This window comes from Roseovarius pacificus (assembly GCF_900142665.1).
Lineage (GTDB): Bacteria > Pseudomonadota > Alphaproteobacteria > Rhodobacterales > Rhodobacteraceae > Roseovarius > Roseovarius pacificus.
On the sequence record NZ_FRBR01000001.1, the window covers coordinates 1,055,355 to 1,075,239 of the forward strand.

The 19,885-nt window shown below is 65.2% G+C and carries 16 protein-coding genes; 13 read left to right on the top strand and 3 right to left on the bottom strand.

Annotation, left to right across the window (positions count from 1 at the left end; all coding sequences use genetic code 11):
* Window positions 1-50 precede the first annotated feature (50 nt).
* Complete coding sequence (gene gabT, locus BUB53_RS05015; RefSeq protein ID WP_073033409.1) at window positions 51-1,352, bottom strand: 4-aminobutyrate--2-oxoglutarate transaminase; 1,302 nt, start codon at window positions 1,350-1,352, stop codon at window positions 51-53.
* A 123-nt stretch (window positions 1,353-1,475) separates the two neighbouring features.
* On the opposite strand from gabT, the gene BUB53_RS05020 reads away from it, so the two are divergent.
* The 3 genes from BUB53_RS05020 (at window position 1,476) to BUB53_RS05030 (ending at window position 4,006) form a co-directional block, all read left to right on the top strand.
* Window positions 1,476-2,054 carry a cupin domain-containing protein gene (locus BUB53_RS05020; RefSeq protein ID WP_073033411.1) on the top strand — a complete coding sequence of 193 codons (579 nt, stop codon included), beginning with the start codon at window positions 1,476-1,478 and terminating at the stop codon, window positions 2,052-2,054.
* A gap of 79 nt (window positions 2,055-2,133) precedes the next feature.
* Window positions 2,134-3,024: a cation diffusion facilitator family transporter gene (locus tag BUB53_RS05025; protein ID WP_073033413.1), complete on the top strand. Its 891-nt coding sequence runs from the start codon at window positions 2,134-2,136 to the stop codon at window positions 3,022-3,024.
* A 28-nt stretch (window positions 3,025-3,052) separates the two neighbouring features.
* Window positions 3,053-4,006 carry a cation diffusion facilitator family transporter gene (locus BUB53_RS05030; protein ID WP_073033415.1) on the top strand — a complete coding sequence of 318 codons (954 nt, stop codon included), beginning with the start codon at window positions 3,053-3,055 and terminating at the stop codon, window positions 4,004-4,006.
* A 22-nt stretch (window positions 4,007-4,028) separates the two neighbouring features.
* On the opposite strand, the gene BUB53_RS05035 is transcribed toward BUB53_RS05030, so the two are convergent.
* Window positions 4,029-4,922, bottom strand: a complete 894-nt coding sequence (locus tag BUB53_RS05035) for a hydrogen peroxide-inducible genes activator (protein ID WP_073033417.1) — start codon at window positions 4,920-4,922, stop codon at window positions 4,029-4,031.
* 178 nt (window positions 4,923-5,100) lie between these two features.
* Between BUB53_RS05035 and katG the strand changes: the two genes are divergently transcribed.
* From katG to BUB53_RS05060, 5 genes are all read left to right on the top strand, one after another.
* Window positions 5,101-7,275: a catalase/peroxidase HPI gene (katG, locus tag BUB53_RS05040; protein ID WP_073033419.1), complete on the top strand. Its 2,175-nt coding sequence runs from the start codon at window positions 5,101-5,103 to the stop codon at window positions 7,273-7,275.
* A gap of 285 nt (window positions 7,276-7,560) precedes the next feature.
* Window positions 7,561-8,985, top strand: coding sequence for a circularly permuted type 2 ATP-grasp protein (locus BUB53_RS05045; protein WP_073033421.1), 1,425 nt, complete (start codon window positions 7,561-7,563; stop codon window positions 8,983-8,985).
* Window positions 8,986-8,991: 6 nt separating this feature from the next.
* A complete protein-coding gene (locus tag BUB53_RS05050) occupies window positions 8,992-9,933 on the top strand; it encodes an alpha-E domain-containing protein (protein WP_073033423.1) in 942 nt (313 codons plus the stop codon).
* 4 nt (window positions 9,934-9,937) lie between these two features.
* Entirely contained in the window at window positions 9,938-10,735 is a 798-nt protein-coding gene (locus tag BUB53_RS05055; protein ID WP_073033425.1) for a transglutaminase family protein, read from the top strand.
* A gap of 10 nt (window positions 10,736-10,745) precedes the next feature.
* Complete coding sequence (locus BUB53_RS05060) at window positions 10,746-11,486, top strand: proteasome-type protease (protein ID WP_073033428.1); 741 nt, start codon at window positions 10,746-10,748, stop codon at window positions 11,484-11,486.
* 91 nt (window positions 11,487-11,577) lie between these two features.
* On the opposite strand, the gene BUB53_RS05065 is transcribed toward BUB53_RS05060, so the two are convergent.
* Complete coding sequence (locus BUB53_RS05065) at window positions 11,578-15,207, bottom strand: hydantoinase B/oxoprolinase family protein (protein WP_229709428.1); 3,630 nt, start codon at window positions 15,205-15,207, stop codon at window positions 11,578-11,580.
* Between the two features lie 142 nt (window positions 15,208-15,349).
* Here BUB53_RS05065 and BUB53_RS05070 point away from each other — a divergent pair, with 142 nt between their 5' ends.
* The 5 genes from BUB53_RS05070 (at window position 15,350) to BUB53_RS05090 (ending at window position 19,700) form a co-directional block, all read left to right on the top strand.
* Complete coding sequence (locus BUB53_RS05070; RefSeq protein ID WP_073033430.1) at window positions 15,350-16,330, top strand: TRAP transporter substrate-binding protein; 981 nt, start codon at window positions 15,350-15,352, stop codon at window positions 16,328-16,330.
* A 76-nt stretch (window positions 16,331-16,406) separates the two neighbouring features.
* Window positions 16,407-16,949: a TRAP transporter small permease gene (locus BUB53_RS05075; protein ID WP_229709426.1), complete on the top strand. Its 543-nt coding sequence runs from the start codon at window positions 16,407-16,409 to the stop codon at window positions 16,947-16,949.
* The gene (locus BUB53_RS05080) at window positions 16,949-18,253 is read left to right on the top strand and encodes a TRAP transporter large permease (protein WP_073033434.1); all 1,305 of its coding nucleotides are present in this window, start codon (window positions 16,949-16,951) and stop codon (window positions 18,251-18,253) included. The genes BUB53_RS05075 and BUB53_RS05080 overlap by 1 nt, the downstream gene beginning before the upstream one ends.
* Window positions 18,250-18,780 carry a winged helix DNA-binding protein gene (locus BUB53_RS05085; RefSeq protein ID WP_073033436.1) on the top strand — a complete coding sequence of 177 codons (531 nt, stop codon included), beginning with the start codon at window positions 18,250-18,252 and terminating at the stop codon, window positions 18,778-18,780. Before BUB53_RS05080 ends, BUB53_RS05085 begins: the two co-directional genes overlap by 4 nt.
* Window positions 18,777-19,700 carry a hypothetical protein gene (locus BUB53_RS05090; protein WP_073033438.1) on the top strand — a complete coding sequence of 308 codons (924 nt, stop codon included), beginning with the start codon at window positions 18,777-18,779 and terminating at the stop codon, window positions 19,698-19,700. The genes BUB53_RS05085 and BUB53_RS05090 overlap by 4 nt, the downstream gene beginning before the upstream one ends.
* Window positions 19,701-19,885: the final 185 nt, after the last annotated feature.

A 19,885-nucleotide genomic window follows, 5' to 3' on the forward strand; every position in this document is an offset into this window, starting at 1 on the left:
GTCTTGCCGTTCGTTTCGGGCTGCATGGCGCGGCTATGCGGAGCGTGGGATCAGGCCGCCTGCGCGGTTCTGGTGATCGCGGCCTCGACTGAGGCCTCGATGATGTCCAGCGCCTCATCCACCTGATCCATTGGCGTGGTCAGCGGCGGCAGGAGGCGGATCACGTTGCCCCGCGTACCACAGGGCAGCAGGATCAGGCCGCGCTGTTCGGCCTCGGCCACGATGGCCTGCGTCAGCGCGGCGTCGGGGGCGCGGCTGTCGCGATCCGTGACCAGCTCAAACGCGATCATCGCGCCAAGGCCGCGCACGTCGCCGATGGGCTCCATCCCCTGCCGGTCGGCCAGCGCGGTCAGGCGGGCGGTGATCCGGTCTCCGATCTCGTCGGCGCGGGCGCAGAGGTTTTCATCGGCGATCACGTCGAGAACGGCATTGGCCGCGGCCACCGCCAGCGGATTGCCCGCATAGGTGCCGCCGATGCCGCCCACGGGAGCGGCATCAACGATATCGGCCCGGCCGGTCACGGCGGACAAGGGGAAGCCCCCGGCAAGGCCCTTGGCCATGGTCACCAGATCGGCGGCGACCCCGGCATGTTCGAAGGCGAAGAGCTTGCCGGTGCGGGCCATGCCGGCCTGTACCTCGTCGGCAATCAGGACGATGCCGTGATCGTGGCAAATCCTGCGCAGGGCGCGCAGGAAATCGGGCGGCGCGATGTTGAAACCGCCTTCGCCCTGCACGGGTTCGATGATGATGGCGGCCACGCGATCGGGGTCGATGGTGCTGCGAAAAAGCTGATCGAGCTGCGCGAGGCTCTGGGCCGGGGTGACGCCGTGATAGGCGTTAGGGAAGGTCGCGTGACAGACCTCGGGCGGCATCGCGCCAAAGGCTTTCTTGTAGGGCGCGACCTTGCCGCACAGGGCCATGCCCATCAGCGTCCGGCCATGAAACGCGCCGGAAAAGGCGATGACCCCGGAGCGCCCGGTATGGGCGCGGGCCATCTTGACGGCGTTCTCCACGGCTTCGGCGCCGGTGGTCACCAGCATGGATTTCTTGTCGAAATCACCGGGGGTTGCGGCGTTCAGGCGCTCGGCCAGGCGCAGGTATCCCTCGTAGGGGGCGACGTGGAAACAGGTGTGGGTGAAGGCCTGTGCCTGCTCGGCGACGGCCGCCATCAGGCGGGGGTGGCGGTGCCCGGTGTTGTTGACCGCGATCCCGGCGGCAAAGTCGATGTAGCGTTTGCCGTCCACATCCCAGAGTTCGGCGTTTTCGGCACGGGCGGCATAGATGCCCCGCGTGGCGACCCCGTTGGCCACGGCGGATGCGCGGCGCGATTTCAGATCCTGTGCAATGGGCATGGCAACCTCCTGTTGATTTCAGGAATTGAGGTTAGCTTTGCTCATTTTATTGAGCAAGTGATTTCTTGACCCGACGACAGGAAGCCGCGACAAATACGGGGTGTGAACCAGCGGTGAGACCTGATGGACGATTTCGATGTCGGCGCGAGATTACGTGAATTACGCAGTATTTACGGGCTAACCCAGCGGCAACTGGCCGAGGCGGCGGACGTCCCGCACGGCCAGATTTCGATGATCGAAACCAACAAGAGCAGCCCCTCCGTGGCTTCCTTGCGCAAGATATTGGGCGGAATTGGCATAGGAATGTCAGAATTTTTTGAGCCGGACGAGGGCGAATCGGACAAGGTATTCTTTGCGCCGTCCGATCTGCGCGACCTGACCTCGCGGCTGTATTCCGAGCGTGCCGACCTGCATGGCAAGGTCACGCTGCGGCAGGTGGGCGATGCGCGGGCGCACAACCTGCAAATCCTGCACGAAACCTACGAGCCTGGCGCGGATACCGGCGAGGCCATGCTGGAACATGCCGCCACCGAGGGCGGCGTCGTGATTTCGGGCGAGATCGAGGTGACGGTGGGCGCGGCGGTTTCGATTCTCAAGGCGGGGGATGCGTATCTGTTCAACTCGCGCGAGCCGCACAGGTTTCGCAATATCGGCGACCGGCCCGCCGTTGTGATCTCGGCCTGCACCCCGCCCTATCTGTAGGTTCGGAACCGCTTCGGGTTGAGCATTCCGGCACAGTTCTTTATCCAGAGAGTTCGCAGGCGCCACCCGGAGACCCCGCATGTCAGCCACCCTGAAACTTGCCGTGGGCAGCCTGATCGTCGGTGCGCTGGTGCTGGCGCTGAAGGCGCTGGCGTGGTGGCTGACGGGATCGGTCGCGCTGTTGTCGGACGCCCTGGAAAGCACGGTGAACGTGGCCACGGCGATTGCCGCGCTGGTGGCGATTCAGGTGGCGGCCAAACCGGCGGATGCGACCCACCCGTTCGGGCATCACAAGGCCGAATTCTTCAGCGCCGTTCTGGAAGGCGTGATGATCGTCATCGCCGCGCTGCTGATCCTGAAAGAGGCCTATCACGGATTCACCGCGCCGCGCAGCATCACCGCCCCGGTCGAGGGGCTGTTGCTGAACGGCGGCGCGACGGTGCTGAACGGGATCTGGGCATGGGTGCTGGTGACGCGGGGCCGCGCGCTGCGCTCGCCCGCGCTGGTGGCCGACGGGCGGCACCTGTTCACCGATGTGCTGACCTCGGGCGGGGTGGCGTTGGGCATCGTGCTGGCGCTGGTCACGGGCTGGTGGGTGCTGGACCCGCTGATGGCCACGCTGGTGGCGGTCAATATCCTGTGGTCGGGCTGGAAGGTGATCACCCAATCGCTGAGCGGGCTGATGGACGAGGCGGTGCCGGACGAGGACCTGACCCGCATCCGCGAGGTGATTTCCGAACATGGCGGAGGGGCCGTGGAGGCGCATGACCTGCGCACGCGCCATGCCGGGCGCGCCACCTTTATCGAGTTTCACCTGGTGGTTCCCGGAGAAATGAGCGTGTTCGACGCACATGAAATCTGCGACCGGCTGGAGGCGGCGCTGCACCACGCCATTGACGGAGCACAGGTCACGATCCATGTGGAACCCGAGCACAAGTGCAAACACAGCGGGATTGTCGTGCTGGATTGACGGCGCGGGGCGCGGGAAAGGGACCATCATGGCGCATGACCATCACGGAGGCCACGACCACCACGGCCATGCCCATCTGGACCCGGCCAGCGGCGACCGGCGTGTGAGCCTTGCGATCTGGGCCAACGGATTGCTGACCGTGGCGCAGATCGTCGGCGGCATCCTGTCGGGCAGTCTGGCGCTGGTGGCGGACGCCATGCACAACCTGTCGGACATGGCGGCGCTGGTGATCGCCTTTGCCGCGCGCAAGATTTCACGCAAGCCTGCGGACCGGGCGATGACCTTCGGCTATGGCCGGATCGAGATCGTGGCGGCGCTGATCAACTACACCACGCTGATCCTTGTCGGGGTCTACCTGATCTACGAGGGGGCGATGCGCCTGATCGAGCCGCCCGAGGTGGCGGGCTGGACGGTGGTGATACTGGCCGGTGTGGCGCTGATCGTGGATACGCTGACGGCGGGGCTGACCTATGCGATGCAAAAGGACAGTGTGAACATCCGGGCGCTGTTCCTGCACAACCTGTCGGATGCGCTGGCCTCGGTCGCGGTGATGGTGGGGGGCGCGCTGATCCTGCTCTATGACTGGCGGATCGTCGATCCGCTGATCACCATCGGCATCGCGGGATATATCCTGTACCTGGCCCTGACCGAGATCGGCGGGCCGATCCGCATGCTGATGCTGGGCAGCCCGGCGGGTATCGACAATGACGAGGTGATCGCGGCGATCCGTGGCATCGCAGGGGTGCAGGACCTGCACCATGTGCATTTCTGGCAGATGCAGGAACACAGCACGTCGCTGGACAGCCATATCGTTCTGACTGCCGACGCCTGGCCCCGGCAGGAGGCCCTGAAGGCGGAAATCAAGGCGATGCTGGATCAGCGGTTCGGGATCGGTCATTCGACGCTGGAATTCGAGCACGCCGCCCATGCCCATGATCACGCGGCGCTTTATGGCTGCGGCAAGGCGGCGGCCGATCTGTAAGCGGGAGCACGCAGGACGCCTGCTATTCCGCGTCCACCGCATCGCGAAAAATCCCGGCGATTTCCGTCAGTTGCAGCGCCAGCGGATTGGTCTTGCGCCAGATCATGCCCACGGTGCGCATGGGCCGGGGGCGCGGCAGCCGGGCCACGGACACATCGGCCGAGCGGGTTTCGATCGGCACCGCCATTTCGGGAATCAAGGTAACGCCGATGCCCGCGCCGACCATCTGCACGAGGGTGGACAGCGAACTGGCCTCCATCAGATCCCGCGGCACGGAGGGCGCCATGTTGCAAAACGACAGCGCCTGATCGCGAAAACAATGCCCCTCTTCCAGCAGTAGCAATTTCATCTCGCTCAGGTGTTCGGGCTTGGGCACGGGTTTGTGCGCCTCGCCCGCGGGCCGGACCAGCACGAAATCCTCGTCGAACAGCGCCACCTCGGTCAGCGTGGGTTCGGAGACCGGCAGGGCAACGATGGCGGTGTCCAGCTGCCCGTCGGCCAGATCTTCGATCAGGCGTTGGGTCACGGCCTCGCGCGGGCGGATTTCGAGCTCGGGGTAAAGCGCGGTCAGGCTCTGGACCAGCCGGGGCAGAAGATAGGGCGCGACGGTGGGAATCACCCCGATCCGAAGACGCCCGACCAGCCGGCTCTGGGCGGCGCGGGCCAGATCGCCCAGTTCATCGACGCTGCGCAGGATGTCGCGCACACGTTCGACAAAGACCTCGCCAAGCCCCGTCAAGCGGATTTCCCGCGCCCCGCGTTCAACCAGCGAGGTACCCAGGATTTCCTCCAACTCCTTGATCTGAACCGAGAGTGCGGGCTGCGAGATTGCACAGGTTTCCGCGGCACGCCCGAAATGGCCGTGCCGGGCCAGCGCCTCGAAATAGCGCAGGTGTTTCATTGACAGGCTCTTCATAACAAAACCTTATCACTTCAATTAAAAATTCCAAATTCATCTTATCGCAATTCTTTGATACCAAGCAAGGTATCAAGCGAATCCGTCATGGAAATGTGCTTGAACCTTTTTCCACGGCGCGCATGCTGCAAGCACGCGCGTCAAGCCACGAAACCGAAGCAAAGACACGGAGACACTCATGGACGGCAATGACATGAACACTGCGGGCAAATGCCCGATCATGCACGGCGGCAATACTGCGGCCGGGAAATCCAACATGGATTGGTGGCCCAATGCCCTGAACCTGGACATCCTGCACCAGCACGACAGCAAGACCAACCCGATGGGGAAGGATTTCAACTATCGTGAAGCGGTCAAAGGGCTCGATTTCGACGCGCTGAAGAAAGACATGCACGCGCTGATGACCGACAGCCAGGAATGGTGGCCGGCGGACTGGGGCCATTATGGCGGCCTGATGATCCGCATGTCGTGGCACGCTGCGGGATCGTACCGCACGGCGGACGGCCGCGGCGGCGGCGGTACCGGCAACCAGCGCTTTGCACCGCTGAACTCGTGGCCCGACAACGTGAGCCTCGATAAGGCGCGCCGCCTGCTGTGGCCGATCAAGAAGAAATACGGCAACAAGGTCAGCTGGGCCGACCTGATCATTCTGGCGGGGACCATCGCCTATGAGAACATGGGCCTGAAAACCTACGGCTTCGCCTTTGGCCGCGAGGATATCTGGCACCCCGAGATCGACACCTACTGGGGCTCGGAAAAGGAATGGCTTGCCCCCAGCGACGAGCGCTATGAAAACGTGGACGATCCTTCGTCGATGGAAAACCCGCTGGCCGCCGTGCAGATGGGCCTGATCTATGTGAACCCCGAAGGGGTGAACGGCACGCCGGACCCGATGAAAACCGCCGCGCAGGTGCGCGAAACCTTTGCCCGGATGGCGATGGACGACGAGGAAACCGCAGCGCTGACCGCAGGCGGCCACACCGTCGGCAAGACCCACGGCAATGGCGACGCCTCCCTGCTGGGCCCCGATCCCGAGGCCGCAGGCCCCGAGATGCAGGGCATGGGCTGGGACAACCCCAAGATGGAAGGCAAGGCCGCCAACGCCGTGACCTCGGGCCTCGAAGGGGCATGGACGACCCACCCGACGCAATGGGACATGGGCTTTTTCGACCTGCTGTTCGGGTATGAGTGGGAGTTGCGCAAATCCCCCGCAGGTGCCTGGCAGTGGGAGCCGATCGACATCAAGGAAGAGGACATGCCGGTGGACGCGACCGATCCGTCGATCCGTCACAACCCGATGATGACCGATGCCGACATGGCGATGAAGGTGGACCCGATCTACAACGAAATCTGCCAGAAGTTCATGGCCGATCCCGAGTATTTCAGTGAAACCTTCGCCCGCGCCTGGTTCAAGCTGACGCACCGCGACATGGGGCCGAAAGCCCGCTATATCGGCCCGGACGCACCGCAGGAAGATCTGATCTGGCAAGATCCGGTTCCGGCCGGGCGCTATGACTATGACGTGAACGCGGCCAAGGCCAGAATCGCGGCTTCGGGTCTGTCGCTGTCGGACATGGTTTCGACCGCATGGGACAGCGCCCGCACGTTCCGCGGGTCGGACATGCGCGGCGGCGCCAATGGTGCGCGCATCCGCCTTGCCCCGCAAAAGGACTGGGAAGGCAACGAGCCCGAGCGCCTGGCGCGTGTGCTGTCGGTGCTGGAGCCGATCGCGGCGGAAACCGGGGCGAGCGTAGCCGACATGATCGTGCTGGCCGGGAACCTGGGTGTCGAGCAGGCCGCCAAGGCCGCCGGTTTCGACATCGAGGTGCCCTTTGCGCCGGGCCGTGGCGACGCGACCGACGAGATGACCGACGCGGCATCCTTCGACGTGCTGGAGCCGCTGGCCGATGGCTATCGCAACTGGCTGAAGAAGGACTATATCGTCAGCCCCGAGGAACTGATGCTGGACCGCACGCAGCTGATGGGCCTGACCGCCAATGAAATGACGGTTCTGGTCGGCGGCATGCGCGTCATGGGCACCAACCACGGCGGCACCAAGCACGGTGTCCTGACCGACAAGGAAGGCGCATTGACGACCGACTTCTTCGTGAACCTGACCGATATGGCGAATACGTGGAAGAAGGCCGAGGACGGCGCCTACGAGATCCGCGACCGCAAGACCGACGCGGTCAAGTGGACGGCCACCCGCATGGACCTGGTGTTCGGATCGAACTCGATCCTGCGCTCCTATGCCGAGGTCTATGCCCAGGACGACAACAAGGAGAAATTCGTCAAGGATTTCGTTGCCGCCTGGACCAAGGTCATGAACGCCGATCGTTTCGATCTGGCCTGATACGATCCTGACGGCTCCGCCCGGCCATGATGCGCCGGGCGGGGCTGCTCGCGGCCCTGCCGGGCCTTGCGTGCACAGCACGCCCCTCCCCCGACACCCCATTGAAGCGACCGTCACGCCACTGCGAGACAGGCCTTTGATAAAACGCGCCCAAAAATCAGGCGATACGCCCATTTTTTACCCACAACGCCGGTCCGACCGGGCCATGCGGCAGGGTTCGGGGTGGATTGCGTGGACAGTCCGCGCCCCTTCCCGGTTGCTTGAAACAGGTAACCGGGGTGACGCATGGACAAGACAGCGGTCTTTGACGAGATGTGGGGCCAGGACGAGCGCCTGCGCGATCCATATGTGGGGTTTCAGGAGTGGTTTCAGGGCGAAGACGTGGCACGCCTGCGCGCCAAGCAACGCGAAGCCGACACGCTGTTTCGCCTGACCGGGATCACCTTCAACGTCTATGGGCGCGCCGAAGCCGAAGAACGGCTGATCCCCTTCGATATCATCCCGCGCATCATCTCGGGACCGGAATGGGCACGGCTGTCGCGCGGAATCGAACAGCGGGTCCGCGCGATCAACGCCTTCATCCACGACATCTATCACAAGCAGGAAATCGTGAAGGCCGGGCGCATCCCGCAAGAGATGATCAGCCGCAACGACGCCTTCCTGCCGCAGATGATCGGGGTCGCGCCGCCCGGCGGCATCTATACCCATATCGTTGGAATCGATCTGGTGCGCACCGGGCCGGGTGAGTTCTATGTGCTGGAGGACAATGCGCGCACGCCCTCTGGCGTCAGCTATATGCTGGAAAACCGCGAAACTATGCTCCAAATGTTTCCCGAGCTGTTTTCGCGCAATCGCGTGCAGCCGGTTCAGACCTATCCCACCGATTTGCGCCAGTCGCTGGCTGCCTGCGCCCCGGCCTGCACCGAAGGCAAGCCGGTGGTGGCCGTCCTGACGCCGGGCATCTACAACTCGGCCTATTTCGAACATGCCTTTCTGGCCGACCAGATGGGTGTCGAACTGGTCGAGGGGCATGACCTGCGCGTGGTGGACGGGCGCGTCGCGATGCGCACGACGCGGGGCTACACCCCCATCGACGTGCTGTATCGCCGGGTGGATGATGATTTCCTCGATCCGCTGAACTTCAACCCCGACAGCCAGCTGGGGGTGCCGGGCATCATGGATGTCTACCGCGCGGGCAATATCACCATCGCCAACGCCCCCGGCACGGGCATTGCCGACGACAAGGCGATCTATTCCTACATGCCCGAGATCGTGGAGTTCTACACCGGCGAGCGCCCCTTGCTGCGCAACGTGCCCACCTTCCGGTGTTCGGAAGCCGACGATCTGGCCTATGTGCTGGACAATCTGGCCGATCTGGTCGTCAAGGAGGTGCATGGCTCGGGCGGGTACGGGATGCTGATCGGTCCCACCGCCTCGAAAAAGGAACTTGCCGCGTTCCGCGCCAAGCTCAAGGCGCGTCCGGGCAATTATATCGCGCAGCCCACGCTCAGCCTGTCCACCGTTCCGATTTTCTCCCGGCAGGGGCTGGCCCCGCGCCATGTCGATTTGCGGCCCTTCGTTCTGGCCAGTCCGAAGGGCATTCGTGTCACCCCCGGCGGGCTGACGCGGGTGGCGCTGAAGAAAGGCTCCTTGGTGGTGAACTCGTCCCAGGGCGGGGGCACCAAGGATACCTGGGTGCTGGAGGACTGAGCGCAGATGCTGGGAAAAACCGCAAATGGCCTGTTCTGGATGTACCGCTATCTCGAACGCGCCGAAAACACCGCCCGCCTGATCGAGACCGGCCAGCGCATCGCGCTGACCCGGCTGAACGACCGGGACGAGGAATGGGGCCCTGTCCTGCAATCGGCGGGAACGCTGACGGCGTTCCGGGCTCAGGACGAAGACCTGAACCAGGAAACGGCGATCAACTGGATGCTGCGGGCGCGCGGCAACCCGTCGTCGGTCCTGTCCTGCATCGAGGCCGCCCGCCAGAACGCCCGGCTGGTGCGGGCCGCCGTGACCGGCGAAGTCTGGGAGGCGGTCAATGCCGCCTATATGGACGCGCGCGACCTGCTGGCGCGCCGGGTCAGGGAGCGCGACCTGCCGCAGGTGTTGCGCGCGATCCGGCAAAGCACCTCGCTTGTGCGGGGGATGACCCATGGCACAATGCTGCGCAATGAAATCTACGATTTCGCCCGGCTGGGCACGTTTCTGGAGCGCGCCGACAACACCGCGCGCATCCTAGACGTGAAATATTACGTGCTGCTGCCCTCGGCGGGTTCGGTGGGCACCTCGATCGACAATGTGCAGTGGGAAACGATCCTGCGCTCGCTGTCGGCGCATGGCGGGTTTCGCATGGAATACGGGGCCGGCGCGGGGCCGCTGGAAATCACGCAATTCCTGATCCTGGACAAGCGCATGCCGCGCAGCCTTGCCTTTTGCGTGGACAAACTGTGCGACAACCTGCGCTATCTGCACAAGGGCGACCGCACGCTCATGCCCTCGCTGAAACAGGTGAACCACTTGCAGGCGATGTACCTGTCGCACGATGTCAACGCGATTTTCGATTTCGGGCTGCACGAGTTCATCGGCCAGATTCTGGACCATCTGGGCCAGGTCGCGCGCCAGATCGAAATCGACTACAGGTTTTACGAGTGATCCCATGCGGCTGAAAATCCAACATGCCACCGAATACCGTTTCGACCAGCCGGTCAGCTATGGGCTGCAACAATTGCGCAAGACGCCCAAGACCTCGCCGCAACAGCATATCATATCCTGGCAGACCCGCGTCGAGAACGGGCAGAAGGAACTGAGCTTTGAAGACCATTTCCACAACACCGTCGAACTGATCAGTTTCGCCCGCAACGCCACGGCCCTGTCGGTGATCAGCGAAGGCGAGGTCGAGCTGACCGATACCAGCGGCGTCATCGGCCCGCACCGCGGCCCGGCGCCCTTGTGGCTGTTTCGCCGCCAAACCGGATTGACCCAGGCGAAAAGCGGGGTGCGCGCCTTTCTGCGCGATGTCGGGGCCGATGGCGGGCTGGAGGGGCTGCACGATCTGGCGAGTGCGATCCGCTCAAGCGTGCGCTATGAAATCGGAGCCTCGCACCCCGGCTGGAGCGCCGAGGACGTGCTGGAGGCCGGGGCGGGCGTATGTCAGGATCACACTCATGTCTTTCTGTCTTGTGCCCGCGAACTGGGTGTTCCGGCGCGCTATGTTTCGGGATACCTGATGCTGGACGACCGCACCGTGCAAGACGCGATGCATGCGTGGGCCGAAGCGCATGTCGAGGGTCTGGGCTGGGTCGGGTTCGATATTTCCAACGGGATTTCCCCCGATGCCCGCTATGTCCGGGTTGCGACGGGGCTGGACTATGGCGATGCCTCTCCGGTATCCGGCCTGCGCGTGGGCGGCGACGGCGAATTGCTGGACGTTCGCATCGACGTAGCGCAGCAATAGGGACAGCGACATGACATATTGTGTGGGGATGGTTCTGGACAAGGGGCTGTTATTCATGTCCGACACCCGGACGAATGCCGGGTTGGACAATATCTCGACCTTCCGGAAGATGACCGTCTGGGAAACCCCCGGCGAATGCGTGATCACGCTGATGGCGGCGGGCAACCTGGCCACGACGCAGGCCGTGGTCAGCCTGCTGGACGAGCGCAGCAAATCCCCGGAAGAACGCAAGCCCTCGCTGCTGACGGCGCCGTCGTTGTTTCAGGCGGTGCGCATGGTGGCCGAAACCCTGCGCGAAGTGATCGAGCAACAGGGCAGCGGCGGATTGCGCGCCGACAGCACGTTCAACGCCACGCTGATCGTCGGCGGCCAGATCGCGGGCAGCCCCCCGCGCCTGTTCATGATCTATCCCGAGGGCAATTTCATCGAAGCGGGCCGCGACACCCCGTTTTTCCAGATCGGCGAAACCAAATACGGCCGCCCCATTCTGGTGCGCGCCTACGATCCGGCGATGAGCTTTGAAGAGGCGATGAAGCTGCTGATCGTCAGTTTCGATTCCACGCTCAAGGCGAACCTGACCGTGGGGGCGCCGTTCGATTATCATTTCTACGAAACCGACAGCCTCAAACGCGGTGCGCAGGGCCGGATCGAGCAGGACAACCCTTATTTCCAGGCCGTGTCGAAGGGATGGGGGGATGCCCTCAAGGAGGCGCTGGACAGCCTGCCCGCGTTTTCCCCCGCACGGCGATAGCGCGCGGAACACACGCCGGACCTGAAACCGGCCCGCCGCCCGCCATCGGGCCGGGGTGGCCACGGGCGGGGTTGTCCCGCCCGCGTCACCATCACTCTTTGCTGCCGTAGCCGCCCGCCGTGGGCGTGACCACCGTCACGCAATCGCCCGGCGCGACGCGGTTCTGATCGGCGGCGCGCAGGGGCTCCAGCGTGCCATCGGCGCGCTGAATTTCGGTTTTGCCGACACGGCCAGCCCCGCCGCCCGCGATGCCTTGCGGCGGACGCCCGCGATGCGAGGACAGGATCGCCATTTCCATGTCTTCGAGGAAGCGGATGCGTCGGGTGGTGCCGTCGCCTGCCGCGAAACGCCCCTGCCCGCCCGATCCGGGATCGATGCGGAAATCCTCCAGCAACACGGGATAGCGCAGTTCCAGCACCTCGGGGTCGGTGAGGCGCGAGTTGGTCATGTGGACATGCACCGCATCCGTCCCGGCAAAGCCGGTGCCATCGTTGAGCACGCCCGCCGGGCTGCCCGAACACAGCGTTTCGTAATACTGGTGCCGGTCGTTGCCGAAGGTCAGATTGTTCATCGTGCCCTGGCTGTTGGCAATCGCCCCCAGAGCCCCGAACAGCGCGTTGGTGACATGCTGCGAGGTTTCCACATTGCCCGCGACCACCGCCGCCGGATAGCGCGGCGAGAGCATGCAGCCATCGGGGATCACGATTTTCACCGGGCGCAGACAGCCCGCGTTCATCGGGATCGGGGATTCCACCATGACGCGGAACACATAGAGCACCGCCGCGCGTGTCACCGGCTCGGGGGCGTTGAAGTTGTTGGCCTGCACCTCGGAGGTGCCGGTGAAATCCACCGTCGCCTCGCCCGCGTCGCGATCCACGGTGATCTTCACGCGGATCACCTGCCCGGTGTCGGTTTCGTATTCATAGGCCCCGTCCGACAGGCGCCCGATCACGCGGGCGACCTCGGCGGCGGCGTTGTCCTGCACATGGCCCATATAGGCCTGCACGACCTCCAGCCCGAACTGCCCGATCATCGCCTTCAGCTCGGCCACGCCACGGGCGTTCGCCGCGACCTGCGCCTTAAGGTCAGCGATGTTCTGTTCGGGATTGCGCGCGGGATAGGGGTGATCGGTCAGCAGGTCGTGCAGCGCGTCCTCGCGGAAGCGCCCGCCCTCGACCAGCTTGAAATTGTCGATCAGCACGCCCTCTTCGTCCACTGTGGTGGCCAGCGGCGTCATCGAGCCGGGCGCGACCCCGCCCACATCCGCATGGTGCCCGCGCGAGGCGGCCCAGAACAGGATGTCATCGCCAGAGTCGCCGAAGACAGGGGTCACGACGGTGATATCGGGCAGGTGCGTGCCGCCGTTATAGGGCGCGTTCAGGGCGAACACGTCACCGGGGCGCACCTTGCCCTTGTTCAGCCGGATGATGGTTTCGACCGAGCGATCCATCGAGCCCAGATGCACCGGCATATGCGGCGCATTGGCGACAAGCGCCCCGTCGGCATCGAACACCGCGCAGGAGAAATCCAGCCGCTCCTTGATGTTCACCGAACGCGCGGTTTTCTGAAGCGCCACGCCCATTTGCTCGGCGATGTTCATGAAGAGGTTGTTGAACACCTCCAGCAGGATCGGGTCGGCCTCGGTGCCCATCGCCTTGTCGCGCTGCGCGGCTTCGGCGCGGGTCATCAGGACGTGATCGTGCGGCGTGACCCCGGCCCGCCAGCCGGGTTCGACGACGATGGTCTGGTTGGGTTCGATGATCAGGGCGGGCCCGTCCACGCTGCGCCCCGGCGTCAGGGCCTCGCGCATGACGACGCGGGCCTGATGGGTCTTGCCGCCGGAATAAAGCGGCACCTCGGCCACGGAGGCGGCCTCGCCCGTGTCGGGATCGGCATGGGGTTCGGGATCGGCCGAAGGATCGGCAGCCTGCCCTTCGATCTCGGCGGATTCGATCACCAGCCGGGCGTCGGGCGCGGTAAAGCCGAACTCGGCCTCATGCGCGGTTTCGAACGCGGCGCGCGCGGCCTGCACGTCGCCCTCCCAGACCACTGGCAGGGCCGTGTCGGTGCCCGCGTAACGCAGATGCAGGCGCGGGATCAGGGTAACGCCCGCCTCCGGGACGCCCTGCGCCGCCAGCGCGGCGTGCACATCCGCCGACAGATCGGCGAGCGCGGTTTCGACCTCGGGCTTGCCATCTTCGGACAGCTCGGTTTCAAGGCCGCGCTGGCGCGCCTCGGTCACGCGGGCCAGCCCGATGCCATAGGCCGACAACAGGCCCGACAGCGGATGCACCAGAACCTTGGTCATGCCCAGGGAATCGGCCACGAGGCAGGCATGCTGCCCCCCGGCCCCGCCAAAGGCGTTGAGCAAATAGCGCGTCACGTCATAGCCGCGCTGCACGCTGATCTTCTTGATCGCGTTGGCCATGTTTTCCACGGCGATGCGCAGGAAACCCTCGGCGACCTCTTCGGGGCTCTTGCCCTCGGCCCTTGCGATGTCGGCGAATTTCGCCGCGACGGTATCGTAATCCAGACGCTGATCCTGATCGGGGCCGAAGATCGGCGGAAAGTAATCGGGGTTGAGCTTGCCCAGCATCACGTTGGCATCCGTCACCGTCAGCGGCCCGCCCCGGCGGTAACAGGCCGGGCCGGGATCGGCCCCGGCGCTGTCCGGCCCGACGCGAAACCGCCCCGGATCGGCATGCAGGACGGACCCGCCCCCGGCGGCAACGGTGTGAACCCGCAGCATGGGCGCGCGCATGCGTACCCCCGCCACCTGCGTTTCAAAGGCGCGTTCGAAATTGCCGTCGAAATGCGCCACATCGGTCGAGGTGCCGCCCATGTCGAAACCGATCACACGATCCTCGCCCGCGATCTGGCCGGTGCGCGCCATGCCCACGACGCCCCCCGCGGGCCCGGACAGGATCGCATCGCGCCCCTTGAACCGGTCCGCCGCGGTCAGCCCGCCCGAGGACATCATGAATTGCAGCGTCGGGCCGTCCTGATCGGGGGGCGTAGCGCCCAGCGCCTGCGCCACCTTTTCGACATAGCGCGACAGGATCGGCGTGAGATAGGCATCGACGACAGTGGTGTCGCCCCGGCCCACCAGCTTGATCAGCGGCGAGACCTCGTGACTGACGGAGACCTGCCCGAACCCGGCGGCGCGGGCGGCCTCGGCCAGGTGCTGTTCATGGTCGGGGGCGGTCCAGGCGTGCATCAGGACAATGGCCACGGCGTCGATCCCGTCGGCCTTGGCCTGCTCCAGAACCTTGCGCGCGCCGGTCAGGTCGAGATCGCGCTCGACCGTGCCGTCGGTGCGCACGCGCTCATCCACTTCGGCAACGCGTTCATACAGCATTTCGGGCAGGACGATATCCTTGGCGAAGATATCGGGACGATCCTGATAGCCGATTCGCAACGCATCGCGGAAGCCTTTGGTGATCAGCAGAAGCGTGCGATCCCCCTTGCGCTCCAGCAGGGCGTTGGTGGCCACGGTGGTACCCATGCGCACGGTGCCGATCCGCTCGGGCGGGATGGCGCCCGGAGCGGCGCCGAGAAAGCGGCGAATCCCTTCTATTGCTGCGTCATCGTAGACGCCGGGGTTCTCGGAAAGCAGCTTCATCGCCGACAATTCGCCAGCCGGGTCACGCCCGATCACATCGGTAAAAGTACCCCCCCGGTCGATCCAGAAATCCCAGCGGCCTGACATGGCGTCGCTCATCCCCGCGCTCCTCTTGAAACAGTATTCAATCACAAATCGTTGACAAATTGTCAGCGTCTGGTCAAGCTTTCCAAATCCGGGCCAAGGGCGGCGCGCCCGGTTTCGTCAGATCGCCGCCCCTCAGACGACAGGGAAAAACAACATGACCATCAGCCTTTTCCGCAGCCTGCCCGGCGCCATTGCCGCCGCCGCTCTTGCGCTGCCTGCCGCCGCCGCGAACTGGGATATGCCAACCCCTTATGGCGACAGCGTTTTCCACACCCAGAACATCCAGCAATTTGCTGAAGACGTGGCCGCCGCCACCGAGGGCGAAGTCGAGATCACGGTGCATTCCGCCGGCTCGCTTTATGCCCATCCCGAGATCAAGGATTCCGTCCGCCGGGGCCTGGCCCCGATCGGTGAGGTCCTGATGTCGCGGCTGGCCAACGAAGACCCGGTCTTTGCCGTCGATTCGATTCCGTTCCTGGCTTCCAGCTATGACGAGGCACGCGCCCTCTGGACCGCATCGCGTCCGCTGGTCGAGGAAAAACTGGCCGCTCAGGGGCTGACGCTTCTGTTCGCCGTGCCGTGGCCGGGCCAGAGCATCTATACCGAGGCCCCGGTGAACTCGACCGCCGATCTGCAAGGTGCAGCCTTCCGGGCCTATAACGCGGCGACCGAACGGCTGGCGCAGTTGATGGGCGCGGTTCCCACACAGCTTGAGACCGGCGACATTCCCACCGCCTTCGCCACCGGCCGGGTGGCCGCGATGATCACGTCGCCCTCAACCGGCGTGTCCAGCCAGGCATGGGATTTCACCTCGCATTACACCGATACGCAGGCTTGGCTGCCCAAGAACATGGTGATCGTGAACTCCGGCGTTTTCGACGCCCTGCCCGACGATCAGCGTCAGGCGATTCTGGATGCCGCCGCCGAGGCCGAGACCCGCGGCTGGGAAATGTCGGCCGAGGAAACCGCAGCCAAGATGGCAACGCTCGAGGAGAACGGCATGACCGTTTCGGCACCGTCCGAGACCCTGTCGGCCGAACTGGCCGAGATCGGCGCGACCATGACTCAGGAATGGCTTGAAAATGCGGGGGACGAGGGCCAGCAGGTCATCGACGCCTATAACGCGGCCAAGTGATCCGTCAGGCGGGGCGCGATAACCGCCCCGCCTCTTTTCTCATTCCCTTATTAGCCGGAGGGCCGGGATGCGCCGGATGCTCGACCGCCTTTATGCTGCCGCGCTATGGCTGGCGGCCATCACCTTTGCACTGATTGCGGTGCTTGTGCTGTTGCAGGTTCTTGGGCGGCTGACAGACCGCGCCGCGCGCCTGATGGACCTGCCACCGCCCGGCCTGACTATTCCGTCGCTCGCGGAATTCGGGGCCTTCCTGTTCACCGGCGCTGTTTTTCTGGGCCTTGCCGGAACCTTGCAGGCGGGCAGCCATGTGCGGGTGAAACTGTTGATCCAGTCCCTGCCCGACACGCTGGCGCGCTGGATGGGCGTTCTGGTCTGCGCACTGGCCGCCGGGCTGGCGGCTTTTGCCACATGGTCCAGCGCGTTGCAGGCCCTGGACAGCCTCAAATTCGGTTCGGTCAGCTATGGGGTCATCCCGATCCCGCTGGCCATTCCCCAGGGGATCATGACCGCTGGCCTTGCGCTGTTCTGCATTGCGCTGATCGACGCGATGGTGACGCTGGCGCGCGGCGGCATCCCTGCCTATCAGGCCGCCGAGGCCACCACGCAGGAGGCCGAATAATGGAGATCGCAACGCTTGCGCCGCTTCTGGTGATTGTCCTGTTCGGTGCGCTGGCCGCCGGGCTGTGGGTGGGCTTTGCCCTGATCGCGGTGGGGCTGGTCGCCATGCTGGCCGCCGCACCCGCGCCGCCCTCTCTGGTGTTCGCCACCAAGGTCTGGGGCGGGCTGTCCGTCTGGGATCTGACGGCGCTGCCGATGTTCATCTGGATGGGCGAAATCCTTGTGCGTTCGCGCCTGTCATCGGACATGTTTTCGGGGCTTGCGCCCTTTACCTCGCGCCTGCCGGGGCGGCTCTTGCATGTGAACGTGCTGGGCTGTGCGCTGTTTGCCGCCGTATCCGGATCGTCGGCGGCCACCACCGCCACCATCGGGCGCATGTCCCTGCCCGAGCTGAAAGCGCGCGGCTATGACGACCGCATGGCCATCGGCACGCTGGCCGGGTCGGGCACGTTCGGCTTTCTGATTCCGCCGTCGATCATCCTGATCGTCTATGGCGCGGCGACCGAGCAATCCATCGCGCGGCTGTTTCTGGCCGGAGTCCTGCCGGGGCTGATGCTGGCGGCGCTGTTCGGCGGCTATATCATGCTGTGGTCGATGCTGAACCGCGACCGCATGCCCGAGGCCGAACCGCCCGCCGACCGGCGCGAGGCACTGGCCGCCGCCGCCCGGCTGCTGCCGGTCGTCGGCCTGATCCTAGCGGTGATCGGCTCGATCTACCTTGGCGTCGCCAGCCCGACCGAGGCCGCCGTGATCGGCGTGACCGGCGCGCTGATCCTTGCGGGACTGACCGGCGCGCTGTCGCTGGCGGGGTTCTTCGATTCGCTGCGCGCGGCCACGATCACCACCTGCATGATCGCCTTTATCCTGGCCGGGGCCTCGTTCCTGACCGTCGCCATGGGCTATACCGGCATCCCCCGCGAACTGGCCCGCGCCATTGGCGACATGGGCCTGTCATCCTATGCGTTGCTGGCGATGCTGACGGTGTTCTTTATCGTCATGGGCATGTTCCTTGACGGGATCTCGATCGTGGTGCTGACCGTTTCGATCATCCTGCCGATGGTGATCGCCGCCGGGATCGACCCGATCTGGTTCGGCATCTTCCTTGTCCTCGTGGTGGAAATGAGCCAGATCACCCCGCCCGTCGGGTTCAACCTGTTCGTCATCCAGACGATCACCGGACGCGACATATTCGCCGTCGCGCGCTATGCCGCGCCGTTTTTCTGCCTGCTGGTGGTGGCCGTGGCGATCCTGTCGCTGTTCCCGCAGATCGCCCTGTGGCTGCCCGGAACGATGTTGTCGCGATGAGTGAGAGCGAGAGGAAACCCCCCGGCGTCGGGCCGGTCGTCAGTTCGGCGCATCTGGCCGCATCGGGCCTGCCCGAACTGTCCGAGGTCGAATATGCGCTGACCATGGCCAACAACGCCTTTCAGCGCTGGATCACCCGCTGCATGGACGCTGCCGGCGCACCCGGCATGTCGCCGCTGGAGGTGCTGATCCTGCATCTCGTCAACCATCGCGACCGGGCCAAGACACTGGCCGATATCCGGCTGGTGCTGCATATCGAAGACGCGCATCTGGTCAGCTACGCCGTGCGCAAGCTGTCCGAGCGCAAGCTGGTGACGACCGCCCGCAAGGGCAAGGAGAAATCCGTCGAGATCACCGCGAGGGGCGCGGCGCTCTGCACCCGCTACGCCGAGGTGCGCGAGGCGCTTCTGGTGGACCTGGCGCGCGAAACCGGCTTCCGCCCCGAAGACATGTCGCGGCTGGCGGCACTGCTGCGCGCGGTTTCAGGCAGTTACGATCACGCCGCGCGTGCGGCGACCACGCTGTGAGGGCGCTGGCCACCCTGGCCAGGCACGGGCGCTGGCTGTTGATCGCGGGGCTGGTGGCGGGCGTCTCGCTGCCGGGCCTGGCCGGATACCTGGCCCCGGCCATCGTGCCGTTCATCGCGGTGATGCTGTGCATCACGACCCTGCGTGAAGGGCCCCGCGCCGCCCTGCCGCGCGCGGGCAAAGCCCCGCGCGCCCTGACCACCACGCTGATCCTGCAATGCGCCGCGCCGTTCGTGGCCGGTGGGCTTCTCTGGGCTTGCGGTTTGCTGGACTCCCCTCTGGCCACGGGCGTCGTACTGGCCCTTGCCGGCGCCCCCATCACAGGGACGCCCGGCCTTGCCGTGATGTCCGGCGCCGATGGCGGTGCCGCCCTGCGCATGTTGATCATGGGCACGGCGTTGTTGCCCCTGACGGCGGTGCCGGTGTTTGTCGTCCTGCCGGTCTTTCCCGACCCGTGGGCGGTGATCTCGGGCGCATTGCGGCTCCTGGCGATCATCGGCATATCCGCAGGGGTCGCGCTGGTTCTGCGCGCCCGCATCCCCGCCCTGACCCGGCCCGAAACGCGCCCGGCGCTCGACGGGATCATGGTGCTGGCTATGGCGCTGATCGTGATCGCCCTGATGTCCGCCGTGGCCCCCGCCGCCCGCGACACCCCCGGCCAGCTGGCGGCGGCATTCGCGCTCGCCTGGGGGCTTTACCTTGTGCAGACCTTCGCCGCATGGCGCACCGCCCGCAGCGCCCTGCCCCGGCCCGAAGCCCTGTCCGTGGCCATCGCCGCAGGCAATCGCAACCTCGCACTGTTCCTTGCCGCCGTACCGCCCGAAACGGCGGCCCCCCTGATGGTCTTCGTGGGCTGCTACCAGATCCCGATGTACCTGACCCCGATGCTTTTGCCACGCCTCACGGATGCCCGCCGCTGAAAATGCAGGCGGCCCGCCAGAGCCCCGGCACAGCGACACTGCCGGATAACGGGTGTCTTTGTTTTGGAAGACGTGGTGCCCGGGTGAAGCGCCGGCTATGAAAATCGAAACCGAACCCACAGCCTTACGCCTGACAATGTCGTCGTGTCTGAGGATTCAACGGATCGCCGCAACATGGAGCCATG